The sequence below is a fragment of the Acinetobacter sp. AS23 genome, assembly GCF_023612055.1.
GTDB lineage: Bacteria > Pseudomonadota > Gammaproteobacteria > Pseudomonadales > Moraxellaceae > Acinetobacter > Acinetobacter oleivorans.
In genome coordinates this window covers 69,353-91,380 of sequence record NZ_CP082274.1, presented here as the reverse complement: position 1 = coordinate 91,380, position 22,028 = coordinate 69,353, and the positions used below count along the sequence as shown (strand labels likewise).

18 protein-coding genes are annotated in these 22,028 nt (G+C 39.6%); 5 read left to right on the top strand and 13 right to left on the bottom strand.

The genetic code is table 11. From position 1 onward, the window contains the following. Positions 1-3 precede the first annotated feature (3 nt). The 9 genes from K6I41_RS00410 to hutC form a co-directional block, all read right to left on the bottom strand. A complete protein-coding gene (locus K6I41_RS00410) occupies positions 4-642 on the bottom strand; it encodes an HAD family hydrolase (RefSeq protein ID WP_250375005.1) in 639 nt (212 codons plus the stop codon). A gap of 88 nt (positions 643-730) precedes the next feature. Next, positions 731-2,557 (bottom strand): DUF885 domain-containing protein, encoded by a 1,827-nt coding sequence (locus K6I41_RS00405; protein WP_250375004.1) that lies wholly within the window; start codon positions 2,555-2,557, stop codon positions 731-733. Between the two features lie 251 nt (positions 2,558-2,808). Then, positions 2,809-3,729: a formimidoylglutamase gene (gene hutG / locus K6I41_RS00400; RefSeq protein WP_250375003.1), complete on the bottom strand. Its 921-nt coding sequence runs from the start codon at positions 3,727-3,729 to the stop codon at positions 2,809-2,811. A gap of 10 nt (positions 3,730-3,739) precedes the next feature. Then, positions 3,740-4,945, bottom strand: a complete 1,206-nt coding sequence (gene hutI / locus K6I41_RS00395) for an imidazolonepropionase (RefSeq protein WP_250375002.1) — start codon at positions 4,943-4,945, stop codon at positions 3,740-3,742. Positions 4,946-4,996: 51 nt separating this feature from the next. Further along, complete coding sequence (locus K6I41_RS00390) at positions 4,997-6,409, bottom strand: amino acid permease (protein WP_005300457.1); 1,413 nt, start codon at positions 6,407-6,409, stop codon at positions 4,997-4,999. Between the two features lie 64 nt (positions 6,410-6,473). After that, entirely contained in the window at positions 6,474-8,012 is a 1,539-nt protein-coding gene (gene hutH / locus K6I41_RS00385; protein WP_005300454.1) for a histidine ammonia-lyase, read from the bottom strand. An 87-nt stretch (positions 8,013-8,099) separates the two neighbouring features. Further along, entirely contained in the window at positions 8,100-9,776 is a 1,677-nt protein-coding gene (gene hutU, locus K6I41_RS00380; RefSeq protein ID WP_005300451.1) for a urocanate hydratase, read from the bottom strand. Between the two features lie 251 nt (positions 9,777-10,027). After that, a complete protein-coding gene (locus K6I41_RS00375; protein ID WP_250375001.1) occupies positions 10,028-10,603 on the bottom strand; it encodes a HutD/Ves family protein in 576 nt (191 codons plus the stop codon). Continuing rightward, the gene (gene hutC, locus K6I41_RS00370; RefSeq protein WP_005066641.1) at positions 10,600-11,352 is read right to left on the bottom strand and encodes a histidine utilization transcriptional repressor HutC; all 753 of its coding nucleotides are present in this window, start codon (positions 11,350-11,352) and stop codon (positions 10,600-10,602) included. The genes K6I41_RS00375 and hutC overlap by 4 nt, the downstream gene beginning before the upstream one ends. A gap of 353 nt (positions 11,353-11,705) precedes the next feature. Between hutC and K6I41_RS00365 the strand changes: the two genes are divergently transcribed. Further along, positions 11,706-12,818, top strand: coding sequence for an acyltransferase family protein (locus K6I41_RS00365; protein WP_250375000.1), 1,113 nt, complete (start codon positions 11,706-11,708; stop codon positions 12,816-12,818). Positions 12,819-12,850: 32 nt separating this feature from the next. Here K6I41_RS00365 and zigA read toward each other — a convergent pair whose 3' ends face one another. The 3 genes from zigA to K6I41_RS00350 all read right to left on the bottom strand — a co-directional run bounded on the left by zigA (position 12,851) and on the right by K6I41_RS00350 (position 16,496). Next, positions 12,851-14,116, bottom strand: coding sequence for a zinc metallochaperone GTPase ZigA (gene zigA, locus K6I41_RS00360; protein ID WP_250374999.1), 1,266 nt, complete (start codon positions 14,114-14,116; stop codon positions 12,851-12,853). 148 nt (positions 14,117-14,264) lie between these two features. Beyond that, positions 14,265-14,942 (bottom strand): D-Ala-D-Ala carboxypeptidase ZrlA, encoded by a 678-nt coding sequence (gene zrlA, locus K6I41_RS00355; protein WP_250374998.1) that lies wholly within the window; start codon positions 14,940-14,942, stop codon positions 14,265-14,267. A 165-nt stretch (positions 14,943-15,107) separates the two neighbouring features. Further along, complete coding sequence (locus K6I41_RS00350) at positions 15,108-16,496, bottom strand: amino acid permease (protein ID WP_250374997.1); 1,389 nt, start codon at positions 16,494-16,496, stop codon at positions 15,108-15,110. A 354-nt stretch (positions 16,497-16,850) separates the two neighbouring features. On the opposite strand from K6I41_RS00350, the gene fahA reads away from it, so the two are divergent. The 4 genes from fahA to K6I41_RS00330 all read left to right on the top strand — a co-directional run bounded on the left by fahA (position 16,851) and on the right by K6I41_RS00330 (position 20,419). Then, a complete protein-coding gene (gene fahA / locus K6I41_RS00345; RefSeq protein ID WP_151988786.1) occupies positions 16,851-18,158 on the top strand; it encodes a fumarylacetoacetase in 1,308 nt (435 codons plus the stop codon). Then, a complete protein-coding gene (gene maiA / locus K6I41_RS00340) occupies positions 18,145-18,777 on the top strand; it encodes a maleylacetoacetate isomerase (protein ID WP_250374996.1) in 633 nt (210 codons plus the stop codon). Before fahA ends, maiA begins: the two co-directional genes overlap by 14 nt. A 17-nt stretch (positions 18,778-18,794) precedes the next feature. After that, positions 18,795-19,343 carry a VOC family protein gene (locus K6I41_RS00335; RefSeq protein WP_013196543.1) on the top strand — a complete coding sequence of 183 codons (549 nt, stop codon included), beginning with the start codon at positions 18,795-18,797 and terminating at the stop codon, positions 19,341-19,343. Positions 19,344-19,639: 296 nt separating this feature from the next. Next, a complete protein-coding gene (locus tag K6I41_RS00330; RefSeq protein ID WP_250374995.1) occupies positions 19,640-20,419 on the top strand; it encodes an IclR family transcriptional regulator in 780 nt (259 codons plus the stop codon). A gap of 64 nt (positions 20,420-20,483) precedes the next feature. Here K6I41_RS00330 and hppD read toward each other — a convergent pair whose 3' ends face one another. Further along, positions 20,484-21,539 (bottom strand): 4-hydroxyphenylpyruvate dioxygenase, encoded by a 1,056-nt coding sequence (gene hppD / locus K6I41_RS00325; protein ID WP_049837573.1) that lies wholly within the window; start codon positions 21,537-21,539, stop codon positions 20,484-20,486. Positions 21,540-22,028: the final 489 nt, after the last annotated feature.

Here is a 22,028-nt window from a genome sequence, read left to right as displayed (position 1 = left end):
TATTTAGAAAAATTCTTTCATGGTTGCTAAGTCTGTTAGCACGACTTTGGGCTGAATGGTTTTTAATTTTTCAGCCGATGTATACCCCCAACCTACCGCAGCAAAATCAATGCCTGCTTTATGTGCAGCTTCGCCATCCGTGGTTTGGTCGCCGACATAAATGGCTTGGTTTTTACTTACATCCAAAATGCTGAGAACATGCTTAATTCGTTTAGCTTTGCCAAATATAGACGAGCCACCATCAATATGGCTAAAAAGTTCACATAGTTCTGTACCAAGAATACTTTGACAGTTTTCTTTAGAGTTTGAAGTAATAATTGCGAGCGTATATCCCCGCTTATGCAGTTCAATTAAGTGATCCCGCATACCTTCAAACATGTAAACGTCTTGGTCTCTTTCTTTCATTAATCGAATGAAATCTTTGGCAATCCAAGGTAGTTTCCACCTAGAAACATTCATCTCTTTCATAATTTCTTTTGGTGAAAGATGTTTGTACTGCTCTACTTCATGTAGCTCTACAGATTTAAACTTATACTTTGCGGAAAGTTGATTTAAAACGCTTAGAAAAAAATGAAAGGAGTCGACTAAGGTGCCATCTAAATCAAAAATAATAGCCTGATATTCTTTTAGGTTTTTTTCCATTTTCAAATTCGAAAATATATTTTTTATTATTATATTCTGTTTTTAAATCAGGCCCAATGAGGACCTGATCTAAATTTTGAATTTTGTTTTAAGCTGCCGCTTTTTGTTCCTTAATCCAATTTTTAATACGTGCATCCAATATATTTAAAGGCAGTGTTCCTGCATTTAAGATCATGTCATGGAACGCTTTGATATCAAAACGATCTCCAAGCTCCTGTTTCGCAAGCTCCCGTAGCTCTAAAATTTTTAGTTGTCCCATCTTGTATGCCAATGCTTGGGCGGGAATAGCAATATATCGATCAGTCTCTGCCTGAATATCAGGTTCATCTAAAGCTGAGTGTTCGCGCATAAAATCAATCATTTGTTGGCGTGTCCACTTTTTATAATGTACGCCAGTGTCCACCACTAAACGACAAGCACGGAACAACTCACTCGATAGTCTTCCATAGTCTGAAAGCGGGTCTTTATAGAAACCAACATCTTTACCCAACTGCTCTGCATAAAGTGCCCATCCTTCTATATAGGCAGTGTGGTTAGGCTGCTTTCGGAACATCGGCAAATTTGGCAGGTTTTGGGCAATATCAATCTGCATATGGTGGCCGGGAATTGCCTCATGGTAAGCAGTCGCTTCCATGGATATTTTTGAACGTTCAGAGAAGTCTCCAGTATTCACATATACCTGTCCGGGGCGTGAACCATCAGGCGTGCCTTGGTGATACTCCGCACCTGCCGCTTCTTTTTCTCGATATTGCTCTACAGGTAAAACTTCGACTTTATTTTTGGGTAATAAACCAAACAGCTTCGGCAACTCTGGTTGCATTTGGGCAATATATCCCCGATAAATCTCTAAAATTTCTTCACGAGATTTTGAGAAAACAGCGGGATTTGTTTTTAAGGATTGTTGGAAACTTTTTAAGTCATTGAAACCTTGTGCTTTAGCAATTTTCAGCATTTCCGCTTCTATACGAGCAACTTCTTTCAATCCGAGCTGATGAATATTTTCAGGGCTTTCCGAGGTTGTCGTATTGTTTTCTACATAAAAGCGATAGAGTTCGTCACCGTTTGGCAAGCTCCAGATACCCTCGTGTTGTCGTCCATAGGGTAAGTAATCTTTCTGAATAAACGTACCGAGTTTTTGATAAGCAGGCCGAACATTCTGATCTATGGCCTGTAGTATTTCACGGCTTAGACGCTCTTGTTCTGCTTTCGAAATGTTTTTTGGAAATTGCTTTAATGGAGAAGCAAACACGCTGTCTTTCCCTGCAGGAGTTGCAATGCTATCAACCTGCTTCACCACTTTTTCAAGTAAATATTTCGGTGGCATTAAACCATCTTTTTGTCCTTGTTTTGCTAACTGAATACCTTGATCAAGAATAAGTGGGATTTGTTTTAAACGAGCAATATAGTCTTGATATTCCTTAGCATTATTAAATGGAATTGCACTAATAAATCCCGGAAATTGTAAATGTAGCCCCCACATTTGATTAAAAGGCATCTCATACAATTTCAAATCATAATTTTTAAGTGTTTCTTTCAACTGATAAATCATTAAATCTTTATTTAATTGATCAGTTGCTGAAAACCCCGTGCTATCAATTGCTTCAAAACGTTTTAAAAAATTTTGAGTACTTTTTTTATCTTTCTCGATCTGAGTTTTTGAAACCTCGGTCCATCGATTGTTGTAGCGTAAATCGCCTAATGTCGTTGCAGTTTCAGGATTATTTTTCAAAGTATATTCCCACTGTTCTTGTAAAAGCTGGTTTAAAGCTTTCACCTGAACAGAGACATCACTGTTTTGTTTAGATTGTGATTTTTCGATGGTATTTGTATTTATTTCGGGGGTTGCAGCATCAGCAGAATGAGACATCCAAAATAAAACACTGATACAAGCAAAATGTAAGGTTCTGTTTTTCATTTAATTATCCAGAAATATTTAACGAAGGTTAAAATAAAGACAAAACAAATTACGTGCCAAGCAGCATATAAAATAATGTAAAAATCGAGTATTTTTTAACTCAATGATTTTATAAATTAATTTTCTTTTTAATTAAATTATTTATAGTTGCTATCTATATTTCGTAGCTGACTTTAATGGTTCAGAAACTTAAAAAAGTGCACATGAGCAATCTCAGTGCACTTTTGAATTTCTACATTAAAAATTGTTTCTTAAGAAAACAAATATTGATAAACAATATACGCAGCCAGTTTTGCTGTTCTATTGTCTAAATCAAATTTTGGATTGCACTCAGCAATATCTAAAAGTTTGATTTTCCCAGTCTCTTGAATATGCTTAAAAATTGCTTCAAAAGTGGCTAAATCAATTCCTTTTACAGCAGGTGCACTGACCCCTGGTGCAACCGCAGCCGTGAAGACATCTAAATCAATCGTAACGTACAAATAGTCTACTTTTTCAATAAAAGCATCAACCGCTGCAAGCACGTTTGATAGGTTAAAAATATTAACCTCATGATCGCGTAAATATGAACAATTTAGCGCATCGGCTGTATCAAACAAAACTTTAGTATTGGCGTGATTAGCGACCCCAATACATAAATAATTAAATTGTTTTTGATGCTGTTCTGAAAGTCGCGCTGCTTGTAAAAAAGGTGTTCCAGAAGTGGCATGCTCTGCTTCACGCAAATCGAAATGGGCATCGAAATTAATAATGCCTATTTTTTTATCTGGCGTGTGGGCTTGTACATATTGGAACATACCGCTAAAGCTGCCAAATGCAACTTCATGTCCACCACCAAGTACAATCGGTTTTAAACCATTTTGTAGGCTGGTTGCGACTTGCTCCGCCAACTCGGTTTGGGCTTGCTCTAAATTGTCATATTCGCAGGTCACTGTACCTAAATCGACAATACTGACTGGACGATGAATAGGTAAATTGGCAAGCTGATTACGGATTGCATCTGGCGCATCGGCAGCACCGACTCGGCCTTTATTACGTTTCACGCCTTCATCAGAGCTAAAACCAATCAGCGCAAATTCAGCATGTTGGGTTTTATTCATAATATGGTGAATACGTTGGTGTGCTTCACCCTCGCCATCATGGCGACCTTGCCATTTAAATGTGTGATTCATGTGACACCGTTTAAAAAATAACTTCTTGTCCATGCTGAACGACTCGCTTAGGCAAATCGCCGCCAAGCCAGTAAACAATTTCAGATGGATGCTCAATATCCCAAGCCACAAAGTCAGCGACTTTACCCTGCTCCAAACTGCCGTGTGTTTGCTCTAAACCAAGTGCTTGTGCAGCATGAATGGTGACACCAGCTAATGCTTGCTCAGGCGTTAAACGGAATAACGTACTGCCCATGTTGAGCATTAAACGTAAAGAAAGTGCTGGAGATGTGCCCGGATTTAAATCACTCGAAAGCGCAATACGCACGCCATGTTTAATGAGACTTTCAATCGGTGGATATTGTGTTTCACGTAATAGATAAAAGGCGCCCGGTAGTAACACAGCAACCGTACCCGACTCTGCCATTGCTTTGACATCATCTTCGGTCATGTACTCTAAATGGTCAGCCGACAAAGCATGATAATGTGCTGCCAAGCTTGAGCCACCTAGCGATGAAAGCTGTTCAGCATGAAGCTTAACGGGTAGACCCAATGATTGTGCTGTTTTAAAAACACGTTCGACCTGAGCAGGTGAAAATGCTAAATGCTCACAGAACGCATCAACTGCATCGACTAAACCTTCAGCATGTAGTTTAGGCAACATTTCTGTACAGATATGCTCGATATAAGCATCGCTTTGGTCTTTGTACTCTGGCGGTAAAGCATGAGCAGCTAAACAGGTACTTTTGACCGTCATTGGTAAAGCTTCACCAATTTGACGGATCACACGCAGCATTTTGCGCTCGTTTTCGTAGTTGAGTCCGTAACCAGACTTAATTTCGATAGTCGTTACACCGTCTTGTTGCATGCAACGAATACGTTTAAGTGCTGAATTTAATAGTTGTTCTTCGCTTGCTTCACGCGTTGCACGTACTGTACTAGCAATACCGCCACCGCTTGCTGCAATTTCAGCATAACTTACACCTTGTAAGCGCTTTTCAAACTCAACACTACGGTTGCCACCAAATACACTATGCGTATGGCAGTCGATGAACCCTGGGGTCACCCAAGCACCGTTTAAATCAACTGTTTCGGAATATGTATCGGTAGGAAGTTCTTGTTGTTTTCCAATCCACTGAATGAGATGCCCTTCTGTGACAATTGCAGCATCTTCAATGTAGGAGTATTGCCCATTTTGCATGGTCGCAATGTGGCAATTCTGCCAAAGTTTTTTCATGAGCCTTTCCTCAAAACTGCCCAATAGTTAAACCATTGGGCAGTTCATTTGTTAGCTTTCTATCTCAACATTTTGCTGGATAGGATTACTTTCCTTTCCCAAGTTTTGCTGTGGTTTTACCCATATGCGATAAGCAATAGTTAAGAGTGCAAGCCATGTTATTCCGACATAAATTGCAGGACGTGAATCAGGGAAATAACCCATCATCACTAAAATAAACACCATAAAACCAATCGCGAACGCAGGTGCAACTGGCCAACCCCATACAGGGAAATCCAGTGCCTTAATTTCAGCAGTAGATAATTTACGGCGCATCGCAACTTGCGAAAGTAAAATCATGAGCCATACCCAAACCGTTGCAAAAGTCGCAATTGATGCAATGATCATGAATACATTTTCAGGAATTAGGTAGTTCAACACCACACCAATTAACAGCACGCCAGCCATAACCACAACAGTCATCCAAGGCACACCATTACGCGATAATTTTTGGAAAATGCGAGGTGCTTGACCACGGTTTGCCATACCATAAAGCATACGGCCAGCGCCAAATACATCACTATTAATTGCCGAAATCGCAGCAGTCACCACCACAATATTTAGAATATTCGCAGCAGATTTAATGCCTAAATTTTCAAAAATTTGTACAAATGGACTACCTTGGCTACCAATTTGATTCCATGGGAAAATCGACATCAAAACAAAAATGGTCAGTACATAGAAAAGTAAAATACGTACTGGAACAGCATTAATTGCTTTTGGCAAAGTGGTTTTAGGGTCTTGTGACTCACCAGCAGTTAAACCGATAATTTCGATACCACCGAAAGCAAATACAACCACAGATAAACATGCAACTAAGCCTGCAATGCCATGCGGCATAAAGCCATCATAAATCCATAAGTTTTGAATACCCGGTACCACACTGCTATGGTCAGCGTGGAAGCCATAGAACATTAACCCTATTCCGCCTAAAATCATGGCAACAATGGCACTGACTTTAATGATGGAAAGCCAGAATTCGAGTTCACCAAAGACTTTAACGTGAATCAGGTTAATAGCACCCAAGAACATAATTAGGGATAAAATCCAGATCCACCGTGGTACATCGGGATACCAGAACCCCATATAAATACCAAAAGCGGTGACATCGGCAATCGCAACAATCACCATTTCAAAAACATAGGTCCAGCCTGTCGTAAAACCTGCCAGAGGACTAATGTATTGTGATGCATAGTGACTAAATGAACCGGATACTGGGTTATGGACAGCCATTTCACCCAGTGCGCGCATAACGATATAAATTGCAATCCCTGCAACGATATACGCCAATAATACTGAAGGCCCCGCCATTTTAATGGCGGTAGCCGAACCATAGAAAAGCCCAGTTCCAATTGCTGAGCCCAATGCCAAGAAACGAATATGGCGGGTGTTCAATCCCCGCTGTAGTGTGGAGTTTTGTGACATTATAATCTCCAATCCTTGAGGAAATTTAGTTAGATTCGGCCACTCCATGTGACCGTTTTATCAATCACACTTCAGATAAACTAGGGAGTAGTTTTGGAATAAGTAACTCGTTTAAACAGCCACTCGAAAGTAATTCACTTGCTTGTTCAATATCAGGAGCAAAGAAACGGTCTTCACTGTAGTAAGGAACTTGATCGCGCAAGATTTTACGAGCTTGTTCAAGTTTAGGCGAGCTTTTTAAGCCTTCACGGAAGTCTAGACCCTGACAAGCGCCTAACCATTCGACAGCTAAAATGCCACGAACGTTGTCAGCCATATACCAAAGACGTTTACCTGCATTCGGAGCCATTGATACATGGTCTTCCTGATTCGCTGAAGTTGGCAAACTATCAACACTCGCTGGATGTGCAAGTGCTTTGTTATCACTCGCAAGAGCTGCTGCTGTCACTTGAGCAATCATGAAGCCTGAGTTCACACCACCATTTGCAACCAAGAACGGTGGAAGCTGTGACATGTGACGGTCCATCATCATCGAAATACGACGTTCTGAAAGTGAACCAATTTCTGCGATTGCCAATGCTAAATTATCTGCCGCCATTGCTACAGGTTCTGCGTGGAAGTTACCACCAGAAATCACATCACCTTGTTCTGCGAAAACAAGTGGGTTATCAGATACCGCATTTGCTTCAATTTCTAAAACTTCAGCAGCCTGACGGATTTGAGTTAGACATGCACCCATCACCTGTGGTTGGCAACGTAAAGAATAGGGATCTTGAACTTTGCTACAGTCTTCGTGTGAATGTGCAATTTCACTCGAATCCGTCAATAAGTCACGATAAGCCGCCGCAACATCAATTTGACCACGTTGACCACGTACTTCATGAATACGTGCATCGAACGGTGAGCGTGAACCCAGCATTGCTTCAACACTTAAGCCACCACAAACTGTCGCAGCAGCAAATAAATCTTCAGCTTCAAACAAGCCACGTAAAGCATAAGCAGTCGAAACTTGTGTACCGTTTAAAAGTGCCAAGCCTTCTTTCGCTGCTAAAGAAATTGGTTCTAAGCCTGCAATTTTTAAAGCTTCAACTGCTGGTAACCATTCACCTTTATAACGCGCTTTACTTTCACCAAGTAAAATCAAAGACATATGTGCAAGTGGTGCCAAGTCACCTGAAGCGCCGACTGAACCTTTAAGAGGAATGTGCGGATAAACTTCAGCATTAATTAAAGCCAACAAAGCATCAATGACTTTACGGCGAATACCTGAGAAGCCACGTGCCAAGCTATTTGCTTTCAATAGAATAATTAAACGAACCATTGCATCATCAAGTGCTTCACCTACACCTGCTGCATGGGAAAGAACTAACGAACGCTGTAATTTTTCTAAATCTTCAGGAGCAATCTTGGTTGAAGCAAGTAAACCAAAACCTGTGTTAATGCCGTAAGCTGTACGCCCTTCATTTACAATCTGTTCTACACAAGCCACGCTTGCGTTGATTGCAGCTGACGCACTTTCATCTAACTTAACTTTAATCGGGTTGAGGTAAGCTTGACGTAAATCAGCTAAGGTTAATTTTCCCGGTTGGATCAGTAATTCCATGTTGGCTTCCTAATTTTTTGCACTATATTCTGCTGAGACAGTGCTTTTCACAATTGCAAAAAGCACCGCCAGTTCTTCCATGTATTTTTATTGCGTGATCATTGGCAAGTTTAAGCCTTGCTCTTTCGCACAGTTAATCGCAATTTCATAACCGGCATCGGCATGACGCATAACACCTGTTGCAGGGTCATTGGTCAGTACACGAGCAATACGTGCAGCAGCTTCATCTGTACCGTCACACACAATCACAACGCCTGAGTGTTGAGAGAAGCCCATACCTACACCACCACCATGGTGTAGAGATACCCAAGTTGCGCCGCCCGCAGTATTAAGCAAAGCGTTTAATAAAGGCCAGTCTGATACTGCATCTGATCCATCTTGCATTGCTTCAGTTTCACGGTTTGGACTCGCAACTGAACCTGAGTCTAAGTGGTCACGACCAATCACAACTGGAGCTGATAATTCACCACTACGAACCATTTCGTTAAATGCCAAACCAAGTTTTGCACGTAAGCCTAGACCAACCCAACAAATACGCGCTGGTAAGCCTTGGAAGCTAATGCGTTCACGTGCCATGTCTAACCAGTGATGTAAATGTTCATCATCAGGAATTAATTCTTTAACTTTAGCATCTGTTTTATAAATGTCTTCTGGGTCACCAGAAAGCGCTGCCCAACGGAATGGACCAATACCACGGCAGAACAATGGACGGATATAAGCAGGTACAAAGCCAGGGAAATCAAAAGCGTTTTCTACGCCTTCTTCTTTCGCCATTTGACGGATGTTATTACCGTAGTCAAATGTTGGAACACCCATTTTTTGGAAATCGAGCATCGCTTGTACGTGTTTCGCCATCGACTGTTTTGCAGCTTTTACAACAGCTTCTGGTTCAGTTTTGGCACGTTCACGGTATTCATCCCAAGTCCAGCCTACTGGTAAGTAGCCATTGAGTGGATCGTGTGCACTTGTTTGGTCGGTTACCATGTCAGGACGTACACCACGGCGAACAAGCTCAGGTAAAATTTCTGCAGCATTGCCATGAAGCGCAATTGAAATGACCTTACCTTCTTTGGTGTAACGATCAATACGCGCTAAAGCATCGTCTAAATCAGTTGCTTGCTCATCTACATAACGAGTACGTAAACGGAAATCGATACTTGCTTGCTGACATTCGATGTTTAAAGAACAAGCCCCTGCAAGTGTTGCAGCTAAAGGCTGAGCGCCACCCATACCGCCTAAACCAGCAGTAAGAACCCAACGACCGTTTAAATCACCATTGTAATGTTGGCGGCCAGCTTCAACGAAAGTTTCATAAGTACCTTGCACAATGCCTTGGCTACCGATGTAGATCCAAGAACCCGCTGTCATTTGACCGTACATTGCGAGTGCTTTTGCATCTAATTCGTTAAAGTGTTCCCAGTTTGCCCAGTGCGGTACAAGGTTTGAGTTTGCAATTAAAACGCGTGGTGCATCTTTATGAGTTTTAAATACACCTACTGGTTTGCCTGATTGAACTAATAAAGTTTCATCAGTTTCAAGATTTTTTAAAGTATCTACAATTTTGTCGAAACATTCCCAGTTTCGTGCTGCACGACCAATACCGCCGTATACAACTAACTCTTTCGGGTTTTCTGCAACGTCCGGATCAAGGTTATTCATCAACATACGTAATGGGGCTTCAGTTAACCAACTCTTAGCCGTTAATTCAGTGCCACGTGGTGCACGAATTTCTACATCACGAAATTTTGTTGTCGTTGTTGTCACAGGCGGACTCCTTCCTTTGAGCTTACATCAGCAGAACATCACTTGTTTCTGCATTTGTATAGTAATGTATTAACTTGTATATACATCCATATACTACACAAATATTTTACGGCGTGAAGAGGGTTACTCATATTTTTTTAAAAAAATTGAATAAGCTTATGAATTAAATTAATTTATTTTTATATTAGGTATAAAAAAAGCACATGTCTTTTAAATCGACACGTGCTTTTTAAGTAGTAAATTCTATTGTTTTATCCTTGAATTAACTCAATGACATAGCAGCTTTTGAGTTGTCTTTTGGGAAAACTGATCGATGTCACGCCAGCATTTCTCTCAATTTTTAGCGTCTCGTGAGCAGCAACCTGAACGGAATGATCATCCACATTTACTTGTGTTTCATCACCCTGATTAAAAATAAAAATCAGATCTGCCGAGCTAATAAATGCCTGCTCAGCTGCATCATTCAACCACTGAAAACGAGCATGAAACTTTGCAGGATCATAAATTAAATTTAAATCTCGAATTGCCCCGTCTACCAGTTCACTTTGAACCTGACTTTCGCCATGAAAAGCAAAAATATCGCCTTGGTTCAGCGTTTTGGCAGGAAGATCATCGACATGCAGCACCATGCCTTTTCCATCAAGCACACTAATAATTCGCTGCTTATTAGGAAATAATGAAAATGGCCCGGAAGTGGTCACATCTGCCATCGAAATACGCCAATCGAAATCAGCATCCCCTTGGCTTCGAGCAATTTCTAAAGTGAAACCCGCACCATTTTTCCAAAGCATTTTTGTATATTGATCGGCCCTGATCAATTCAATCATGGGTTAAATTTCCCTTCGAGATAATAGCGGCTGCCCGGATAAATCAAACGCGCACTTGAAATCAATTGCTTGTTTGACCATGTGCGGCGACGGATCAGTAAACACGGCTCAGCTTTGGTAATCTTCAACCATTTACACTCTTGAGGAGATGCTAAAACTGCCTCAACAATATGCTCACCTTCGGACACAGGTGCTTTTGCCATGAGGTAAGCATTTGGGGTAATGGTTTTAAAATCTTGTTGTAGATAATCTGGAATGAGCGCTGCGTCGACTAAACGATCTTCGACCTGAACAGGTACATCATTTTCATAATGCACAATAATCGAGTGAAATAATCTTTGCCCTTCGCGAGTTTGCATTAACACGCTTTGCTCTGCATTTGCATAAATTTGTTCTAAGACTAAAACTTCAGCGTGGTGCTTATGGTTTCGTGCAATAATCTCATCGGCAATATTATTAATTTGAAAAAGTGCAGTTCGGCCTTGCCCTTCAGCTACGAACGAACCAACGCCTTGAATTCGAACAAGTAGGCCCTCCGTCGTTAACTCACGAAGCGCACGGTTTACAGTCATACGGCTACAACCGAGTTGATTAACCAACTCACTTTCCGAAGGAATTTTTTTATTTACAGCCCACGAGCCTTCATAAATTTTTTGTGAAATTAGCTGTTTGACGCGTTGGTATAAAGGAACTGGACTATCAGCTTCAATCGAAAGCTCAGCATGTTCTTGTTTTGATGTTCTGGGCATAACAAATACTCAAAAAGGCGGCAGGCAAAAAGGTATTTTAGTTGACATGCTATGTATATACAACCACATACAACATGTTAATTTATGAATTAAATAGATTTTAAAAAGTTTAAAAAATAAACATAGCTCGATAAGAGCTAATTTAAAGTTTTATGTAGAGAAATTCAAATATATAAAGGCTTTATCAATATTTATTTAATAGTTATTTCTGCTATGCCCGTGCTCAACTCAAGGATGTAAAAAGTATCGTCTTTTCTGATTTACGAAATGCTGCTTAAAATTTTTATTTAAAATAACTGATCGATAGTATTCTTCAGCCACACAGTATATTAATAAAACTGGAAGCACATCGAATGCGTAATTATAAAATAGATATTCTTCGAGGAATGTCTATCCTTTTGGTTCTTTTACATCATTTTAATATTCCCTATAAACTTAAAGATACATGGTTAGGTTTTGATTTCTTAGGTGAAGCATTTAGCACAGTCATCGCAAGAAACGGAAATTATGGCGTCACCATGTTTTTTGTGATTTCGGGTTTTTTAATCACCCATCACACTTTAAAAAGAGATAAACAATTTTCCGCAATTAACCTCAAGCATTTTTATATCCGCCGAGCAGCCCGTATTTTACCGTGTCTGATATTACTCATTTTAGGGGTAAGCATACTTGGTTCATTTGACTTAAAACCCTTTATGAACCAAGCACCCAATGGTATTGAGGTTTCCTATCCTTTAACCATATTTGCAGCTTTAACCTTCTGGATGAACATCCTGATTATTAAATTCGGTTGGGTAAACTATGCTTTGGGCGTGTTGTGGTCGCTCTCTGTAGAAGAAGTTTTTTACTTTGTTTTTCCATTATTGTGCCTGTTCACGCGTAGTAATAAGGTCTTTATTGCTGTACTGATTGGAGTCATTTTATACGGACCTTATTTTAGGTCTCTCCATTTTGGAGAAGAAAGCGGCGCTTATTTATATCATTATTTTTCGAGCTTTGATGGTATAGCAATTGGCTGTTTAACTGCGATTTTTTCTCATAAATATCAGCCAAATTGGCACTATAAAAAACCTCTTTCTTGGTTGATTATTTTGAGTATGGTCGCTCTTTATTTATATGCACCAATTAAAGAAGTGAGTACTTGGGGTATTAGCTTATTTGCTCTTGCCACAGGCTTAATGATTTTGTGTTTTCAACATCCTTCTGGAACACAAGCGCATAACCTCTTTACAAAAATCATGGTTTGGTTGGGGCAAAGAAGTTATGAAACTTATTTGTTTCATCTGGTTGTGCTGGGTCTTATGAAAGTTGCTTTTGTTCCGGCTCAAACCGACTCTAGCATCAAAATTATGCTTTTAATTGGCTATTTGGTTCTGACCTTTATTATCAGCGCAGCAATTGAAAAATATTATTCCACCCCACTTAACAGTTACATTCGAAAGATTTTTATTAAAGACAAATCATAAAAAAAGCCCCTTTAAATCAGGGGCTTTTTTAATTAAGCAATCAACATGGTTTCATCTTCTTGTTTAAAAGGATTAGACCAGTTCTGCCAAGCTGGTGGTCCTAAAGCCATTTCTTCATCACTTAACAAGCAACGGTCTAAGCGTTCTATTAAAGCTTGCTCATCCATTTGCATACCAATTAACACCAGCTCCTGACGTGCATCACCTGTTTGAGCGTCCCAAACCTTTTTAATTTGTTCGATGCTGTCTAAGTCACTCGGCCAGTCTTCTTCTGCAACGGCCGCCCACCAATAGCCTGCCAAGCCATGTCGTGCCATCGCACCTGCTTGTGACCATGAATAAGCCAATGTCGGTTCAGCAGCCAACCAGAAAAAGCCTTTAGAACGAACGACACCCGGCCATTCAGCCTGCACCAAATCATAAAAACGTTCTGGATGGAAAGGTCGACGCGCGCGGTAAACAAAGCTACTGATTCCATACTCTTCAGTCTCTGGCGTATGTTCTCCACGTAACTCTTTTAACCAGCCCGGTGCTTGTGCGGCTTCATCAAAGTCAAATAGCTGTGTATTTAAGATTTTATCTAAAGCGATCTTTCCAAATTGAGCAATTTCAATTCGAGCACGCGGGTTTAGAGTTTTTAAAATTGCGATGAGTTGGTCTTGCTGAACCTGATCAATCAAATCAATTTTATTCAGCATAATCACATCACAAAACTCAATCTGGTCAATAAGAAGGTCGACCACAGTTCGCTCATCTTGTTCGCCCAAGGACTCACCACGTTGTTGCAGGGAGTCGATTGAACTGTAATCTTTAAGAAAGTTAAAAGCATCGACTACAGTAACCATGGTGTCGAGTCGAGCAAACTCATTGAGAGAGTTTCCATCTTCATCTTCAAAGGTAAAGGTTTCTGCAACAGGCAACGGTTCAGAAATGCCAGTTGACTCAATCACCAATTGATCAAAGCGTCCTTCATCAGCTAAACGTTTAACCTCAACCAGTAAATCTTCTCGTAGCGTGCAACAGATACAGCCATTACTCATTTCAACCAGTTTTTCATCTGTCCTTGAAAGTTCCGCCCCACCTTCGCGTACTAATGCTGCATCAATATTCACCTCTGACATATCATTAACAATCACGGCAATACGGCGGCCTTCACGATTATTTAAAATATGGTTGAGTAATGTGGTCTTTCCTGCACCCAAAAAGCCAGATAAAACAGTGACGGGAAGCTTGGCAAATGAGTTGGCGATTGCAGTGCGCATGGCTTGATCTCTTTGAATAATATTTAAACTGATCATGGCTGGCCATTTAAATATGGCCAGATCACAAGCGTAATCTATTTCTAAACCACAATAATGTTATGTTATAACATAACTATTGATCAAGTTTTTATTCCAGTTTTATTTAAGCCCATTCATTTAGTCTTTGAAAAAATTGCTTTTATAGTTACTGACAAATCGAGGTTCTATAGTGATGGTCAGGTCCCCATGAACGGAATCCTTGGCTATCAATATGAATTTGTCCCGAAGCATAAACACCCAGCCCCATGTTAAGTGCTTGCCCCTTGGTTTCCCAGAACTGACAAAGTTTGGTTTTGGTTTGTTGAATATTAAACTGGTCTAAATCGGTAGGCTGTTCTGCTCCAATTCGAAAATCAAGCGCTGCATTAAAGACATGTCGAGAAGCATCTGCACCACCTGCACAACGGTTTAAAGATAAAGCTCGATAGGCCGATGTCACTTCAAAATCGTTAATTACCCCATCGTCAACCAATGCTTTTAAAATGCTAAGCGTCGGAACGATGTTGGACCAAATCTCTCTTGGTGGCACCGCATACGGTTCAACTCCACATTTTTGCCAATCGCGAGCCGAGCGTAATAACTCATGGTCTGGAACCAAATTGGCAAGCCCTTTTTGCTTAAGAAATTGCTTATAAGCTTGTACAGACTGTCCGTGATCTGCAGTTGCGATCCAAGCCACATAATCTTCGGGTTGTTGTTTTATCCTGACCACTGTTTTTTTAGGCTGCGGCAAAGTGTGGGTGTATAGAGGAGTTGTTGGCTTGGGCGTTTGAGTACTACACGCTGTAAGAGATAATAAAATTAAACCTAAATAACGTTTCATAAATATGCTCTATCTTCGCCAAAAATGGGAAGACTGCTCATCATTAAATTGAACAAATGTTATATTATAACAATAATAAAGTCCTTTAATTTCTGTTGTTAAATTTTAAAAATAAAAAAGGACGTATGAGATACGTCCTTTTGATACCTACAACTTACGCTGTTATTAAATATCGGCTTCTACAGCAGTTAAAGACTGCTCAGCTTTTAGTTTGCGGCGTTTAAATTGATAAGCCACCATCAAACATAAGATCCAGCCAGGAATCATCATGACCGCAACACGCATATCTGGTGTTAAAGACATCACAATTAAAATGCCCAACATAAATACGATGCATAAATAGTTGCTAAATGGATACATGAAGCTTGGGAACTTCGTTGTTTGCCCTTGGCGTTGCATATATTTTCGGAATTTTAAATGCGTCCATGAAATTACAACCCAGTTAATCACAATGGCTGCAACCACGAGCATCATGAGTAAACCAAATGCTTTTTCAGGGAAAATATAATTTAACAATACACATAAAATAGTCACAGCAGCAGAAAGGATCACTGCATTGGTTGGAATACCGCGTTTATTAATGTGTGCAAATGCTTTTGGCGCATTTCCTTGTTGTGCAAGGCCCAATAGCATACGGCTGCTGCAATAGCTTGTACCGTTATAAACTGAAACAGCAGCAGTCAAAATCACAAAGTTTAATAACGTTGCAATTCCTTGGCTATCTAAAGAAGCAAATACCATCACAAACGGGCTACCGCCTTGTGCCATCTGGTTCCATGGGAATAGCGAGAATAAAACAAAAAGTGTCGCAATATAGAAAATCAAAATACGGTAAATAATTTGATTCACAGCTTTAGGTAAAGTTTTATCAGGGTCACGTGCTTCAGCCGCAGTAATACCGAAAAGTTCGATACCACCAAAAGCAAAAATAATGACCGCCATTGCCATGACTAAGCCTTCAACACCAAATGGGAAGAAACCACCAAGTGCCCAAAGGTTCGAAATGCTTGCTTGTGGACCTGCCGTGCCTGTTGCAAGTAAATATGAACCAAAACCAATCATTGCAAGAATCGCCAAGATTTTGACGATAGAAAACCAAAATTCCATTTCGCCAAAAAACTTAACATGTAGCAAATTAATGCCATTAATTAAGACAAAGAAGGTTAAAGCAGATGCCCACGTTGGGATTTGCGGCCACCAATATTGAATATAAAGACCAATTGCACTTAGTTCTGCCATACAGACGAGCACATTGAGTACCCAATAGTTCCATCCTGACATGAACCCTGCAAATGGTCCCCAATATTTATAGGCAAAATGACTAAAAGAACCACTAACTGGCTCTTCAACCACCATTTCACCAAGCTGACGCATCATTAAAAAAGCAATAAATCCTGCAATGGCATAACCGAGGATGACCGATGGACCTGCTAATTTAATCGATTGTGATATACCAAGAAAAAGCCCTGTGCCAATCGCCCCACCCAATGCAATAAGCTGGATGTGCCGATTACTCAAACCATGTTTCAGGTTTCCTTGCTCTTGTGCTGACATATGATTATTCTCATCCGTGTCACGTAATTTTTTTCCAATAAATTACGTATATCATAAATTGATCAAACTTTCATAGATATTCATGAAAAAATAATTGCGTGACTTTTCTCATGACCGCGAATGAAAACAGAAAATACAAGAAATGACAATTATTATGAAATGTGTAATTAAATTATGTATTGCGTAATTTGATGAATTCAGTATTATAGAGACATGAAGCAATTGGTTGTGCTCGGTCTATATCAAACTCATAAGACAGATGATCTAAGCAAAGGTTAAAAACTTATTGAGTAGCTCAGTCCTAGACCGAACTTTTATTTGTATAAGACCCGAGATAAAGACAAGGACGCGAAAATGGAACAAAAACTAAACTCTTTTATTGAAGTTTCACCTCAATCAGATTTCACTATTCATAATTTGCCTTATGGTATTTTTAGCAAAACAGCTGATGGCGAGCGTCAGGTTGGTGTAGCTATTGGTGATTGGGTGATTGATCTCGCTGCTCTTGAAAAGCACGGTCTTTTAAAACTCTCAGAACAAGATACATACTTTAATCAACCGACACTGAATAAATTTATCGAGTCTGGCAAAGCCAACTGGTCAAAAGTTCGTAAAACGTTACAGTCTCTTCTTTCAGTTGAAAATTTAACACTTCAAGAAAATGAAGCATTACGCCAAGAAGTTTTAGTTAAACAAGACAGCGTTACTTTGCATTTACCTCTTCAGGTGCCTGGTTATACCGATTTCTATTCTTCTAAAGAGCATGCAACCAATGTGGGCTGTATGTTCCGCGACCCAAAAAATGCTTTACTGCCAAACTGGACTGAATTGCCTGTTGGTTATAACGGCCGTGCTAGCTCTGTTGTAGTCAGCGGCACTCAAGTTGTGCGTCCTTCTGGACAAATTAAACTTCCAAATGAAGAGCGCCCAGTTTTTTCTGCATCGCGTAAACTCGATTTTGAACTTGAAACAGCATTTGTTATTGGTAAACCAACGGCGCTTGGTCAACCGATCTCGATTGAAAATGCGTGGGACCATATTTTTGGAATGGTATTACTCAATGACTGGTCAGCACGCGATATCCAGCAATGGGAATATGTGCCTCTAGGTCCATTCAATTCAAAATCATTTGCTAGTGCCATCTCACCTTGGGTGGTAACACTTGAAGCACTTGAGCCATTTAAAGTCGAAGGTCCAAAACAAGAGCCTAAACCTTTAGCTTATTTACAAGAAAATATCGCCAACAGTTACGACATTAATTTGAGTGTTGAAATTCAAAGTCCGAAATCGGCACAAGCTGATGTGATCTGCAAAACCAATTTCAAATATATGTATTGGTCTATGTCTCAACAGCTCACTCACCACACCATTGGCGGCTGTAATGTTCAGGTTGGCGATTTAATGGGTTCAGGTACTATTTCAGGTTCTACACCAGATTCGTATGGTAGCTTGCTTGAGCTTACATGGAACACCACCAAGCCTTTAACACTTGCCAATGGTGAAACTCGTGGTTTCTTGCAAGACGGCGATACACTCATTATGAAAGGTCACTGTGAGAAAAATGGTATTCGCATTGGCTTCGGTGAAGTTCGAAATACGGTTCTTCCTGCATTAACGTTCGACTTTGCAGAAACTTCGGAGCCAGACTATGAAGCTGTATAGTTACTTTCGTAGCTCTGCAGCCTACAGAGTACGGATTGGTCTAAACATTAAAGGTTTAGCTTATGAGACTGTTCCGGTTCATCTGGTAAAAAACGAACAGCAAAGCGAAGACTATTTAAAGTTAAACCGCAGTGCTCTAGTCCCGACTTTAATTGACGGCGATTTAACCTTGTCTCAATCATTAAGTATTTTGGAATATCTGGATGAGCAATATCCAGAAACCAAACTACTTCCAATCAATGTGCAAGAGAGAGCCAAAATTCGTGCTTTTGCCCAGGCAATCGCTTGCGATATTCACCCGTTAAACAACTTACGCGTACTGAAATATTTAAAAAATGACTTAAATGTTTCGGACGAACAAAAAAATTATTGGTATCAGCACTGGATTATTGAAGGCTTTCAAAATCTTGAACAGCTACTCCAAGATTCAAACGGACAATTTTGCTTTGGAAATGAAGCAACAATTGCAGATTGCTGTCTGATTCCACAGGTTTACAACGCGAAACGCTTCAAGATTGATTTATCTGCGTTTCCAAAAATTGAATCGATTTATCACCATTGTTTGTCTATCCCAGCCTTCTATAACGCGGCGCCAGAACAACAACCAGATTGGGAATAGTAAAAAGGAGTTTTAATATGACATTTGCCATTAAAAAAATACATCACGTTGCATATCGTTGTAAGGATGCGAAAGAAACTGTTGAGTGGTATAAAAAAATGCTCAACATGGACTTCATTTTAGCTTTTGCTGAAGACCATGTGCCTTCAACTAAAGCCTTTGACCCTTACATGCATTTATTCTTAGATGCAGGTCAAGGCAACGTTTTGGCTTTCTTTGAATTGCCAACTCAACCAGACATGGGCCGAGACGAAAATACCCCTCAATGGGTACAACATATTGCTTTTGAAGTTGAAGACTTAAATGCTCTAATGGCTGCGAAGCAACATTTAGAAGAAAATGGCGTGAAAGTTTTGGGCGTAACCAACCATGGCATTTTCCACTCAATTTATTTCTTCGATCCAAATGGCCATCGTTTAGAACTGACTTATAACGATGCGCATGCTGAAGAAAAAATTGCAAAAATTACTGAAGAAATGAAAGCTGAAATGCTAGAGGAATGGAGCAAAACCAAACGTGCTCCACACCACACTCATTTCTTACATGAAGCAGAGTTAGGAACCTAATTTAAAAAGAGCAAACTAAAAAGTCGGCATTGATTAGAATTGTTTAAATGAACGGTTCTGTATCAATGCCGATTTATATTATTTAAAACTGCTAAATTTCTAGAAAAACGCGCTATAAATAAGAGTGTCGGGATTTTAGAAAAATTGTTGATTATTAAACATGCCAATTTCGCTAATAGAAAAAGGTGATTTCTATTTCTTACTAGGCTCAGGCATGATGCAAATCGCAGCAATTTCAATTTATGTTTTGATCGTCACTGTTTAACAGCTGAAGTAACTTTATTAAGGGTATTTAAATGATTGAAGAAAAAGTATCTGGGGGGGTTCAATCACTTGAAGTCGGTTTATCTGTACTAAACGCCCTTTTAGAGCACAATCAACCTATTATTCTCAAAGACCTATCGAGCAAGCTAGAAATGCATCCTGCCAAAGTGCATCGCTATCTGGTCAGCCTTATTCGCATGGAATATGCAAAACAACTTGATGATGGGCAATATGCTTTAGGTGATCAGGCGTGGCGCTTAGGTCTCAACTGTGTTCAGCATAGCGACACACTACAGCTGGTACAGCATTTAATTTACGACCTACAAAACAAAATTGGTTGCGGCATACAAATTAGTAAATGGTCGCCTAAAGGCCCTGTGGTTGTTCAATCGATTGAATCAAACCATCCTATTTCGATTGTCACTAAAGTCGGCTCAATTATGCCTTTAGTCAATTCTGCTGCGGGACGTTTATTTGCTTCTTATCTTCCAGAGCATTTTGTTCGCCCCTTAATGGAAACAGAATGGCAGAAACATCAAGAGCTTGGTCTAAACATCGCACCACAAAACTGGGAAGCGTTTACAGAGCTTAAAGAAAGCATTCGCCAGCAAGAAATGTCGGCAGCAAAAGGTGATTTACTGACAGGAATTAATGCGGTGGGTTTACCTGTGTTTAACTCAAACCAGAGCATTGAATTTTGTATTGTCGCACTGGATAGCGAAATGTTTTTACCAGTCGACCCTCACAGTAAAACGATTGAAATCTTAAAAAATGAAGTGAAACTCATCAATCAATATATTAAAAGTCGCTAATCAACAGCAATAAAAAAAACCAAGAGATCAAACTCTTGGTTTTTTATCAGGAATAAAGCTCAGCTTATTTAGTTTCTAAAACACCACGGCGAATCTGATCACGTTCAATCGACTCAAATAATGCCTTGAAGTTACCTTCACCAAAACCGTCATCATCTTTACGTTGAATGAATTCAAAGAAGACTGGACCAATCATGTTTTCAGAGAAAATTTGCAATAACAGTTTCTTCTGACCATCTTTAGTATTGCCATCTAGCAAAATACCACGCTGTTTTAACTCTTCAGTCGGCTCACCATGCTCAGGTAAACGTTCTGGTAGCATTTCATAATAGGTATTTGGCGGCGGTGTCATAAATTTCAGACCAAGGCCTTTTAACTTATCCCAAGTCGAAATTAAGTCATCACAAATAAACGCGATATGTTGAATACCTTCGCCATTAAAGTCAGAAAGGAACTCTGCAATTTGGCCGTTTCCTTTGTCCGAATCTTCGTTTAATGGAATACGGATCTTGCCATCTGGTGCTGTTAATGCTTTAGACGTTAAGCCCGTATATTCGCCCTTAATATCAAAGTAGCGAATTTCTTGGAAGTTAAAGATTTTTTCATAGAAGTTTGCCCAATACTCCATACGGCCTTTGTAGACATTATGAGTTAAATGGTCAATTTCATTTAAGCCCGCACCTACGGGGTGTCTTTGAGCATCATCAAAGAAAGTAAAGTCATTTTCATAAATATCGCGGTCAACCAAGAAGATCGGCATGCCACCAATACCTTTAATTGCCGGAATGTTAAGCTCCATTGGCCCAACTTTTGAATACATTGGTTCAGCGCCAAGCTCTACTGCTTTTTGGAAAGCTTTTGCTGCATCACGTGTTTTGAAACCCATCGCACAAGCAGATGGACCATGTTCATTAAAGAAGAATGAAGCATAAGATTCTGGCTGATAATTCAGGATAATATTGATATTTCCTTGACGCCATAAGTACGCTTCTTTCGATTTATGCTTGGCTACTTTTGAAAAGCCGATTGTTTCAAAAATTGGATCTAATTCATTTTCTTTTGAAACAAACTCAATAAATGCAAAACCGCATAATTCTAATGGGTTCTCTAAAATATCCATCTAGTTTCCCTCTGGTGATTACCTGTTCCGTTTATCTCTATTGCTGATGAACTCAGCTCCTTTCTCTATAGAATACGTAATCATTGGGTGAGTATTTGAACCGTCAAAATGCCTTAACCCAACGCATCCTATGAGAAAAAAACGAATCATTAAAATGAAGATATGATGAGCGTAGAGCCTTTGATGATTAATTTCCGTTCCATGTGGTGTTTGTTTTCCATACACACTGTCCTTTGTTATCTAAAAGTACGATTGAGATTTTTCAATAAACCTTTAAAAATCGTCTTTTCCTAAAAATCATTTATAGATTTATGGAGACCAACTTCCTTGTTGGATCTCCATTGGCCATTTACCTTGAATTAGATGCTACTAAAAACAATTAAATTATGCAATACATAACTTAATTATGAATTGCATAATTTTAGTAATATTAAATGAAGTAATTTTAAAATTAATGGTCAGTTTTCAAATTTTGTTTATGATTTCTAC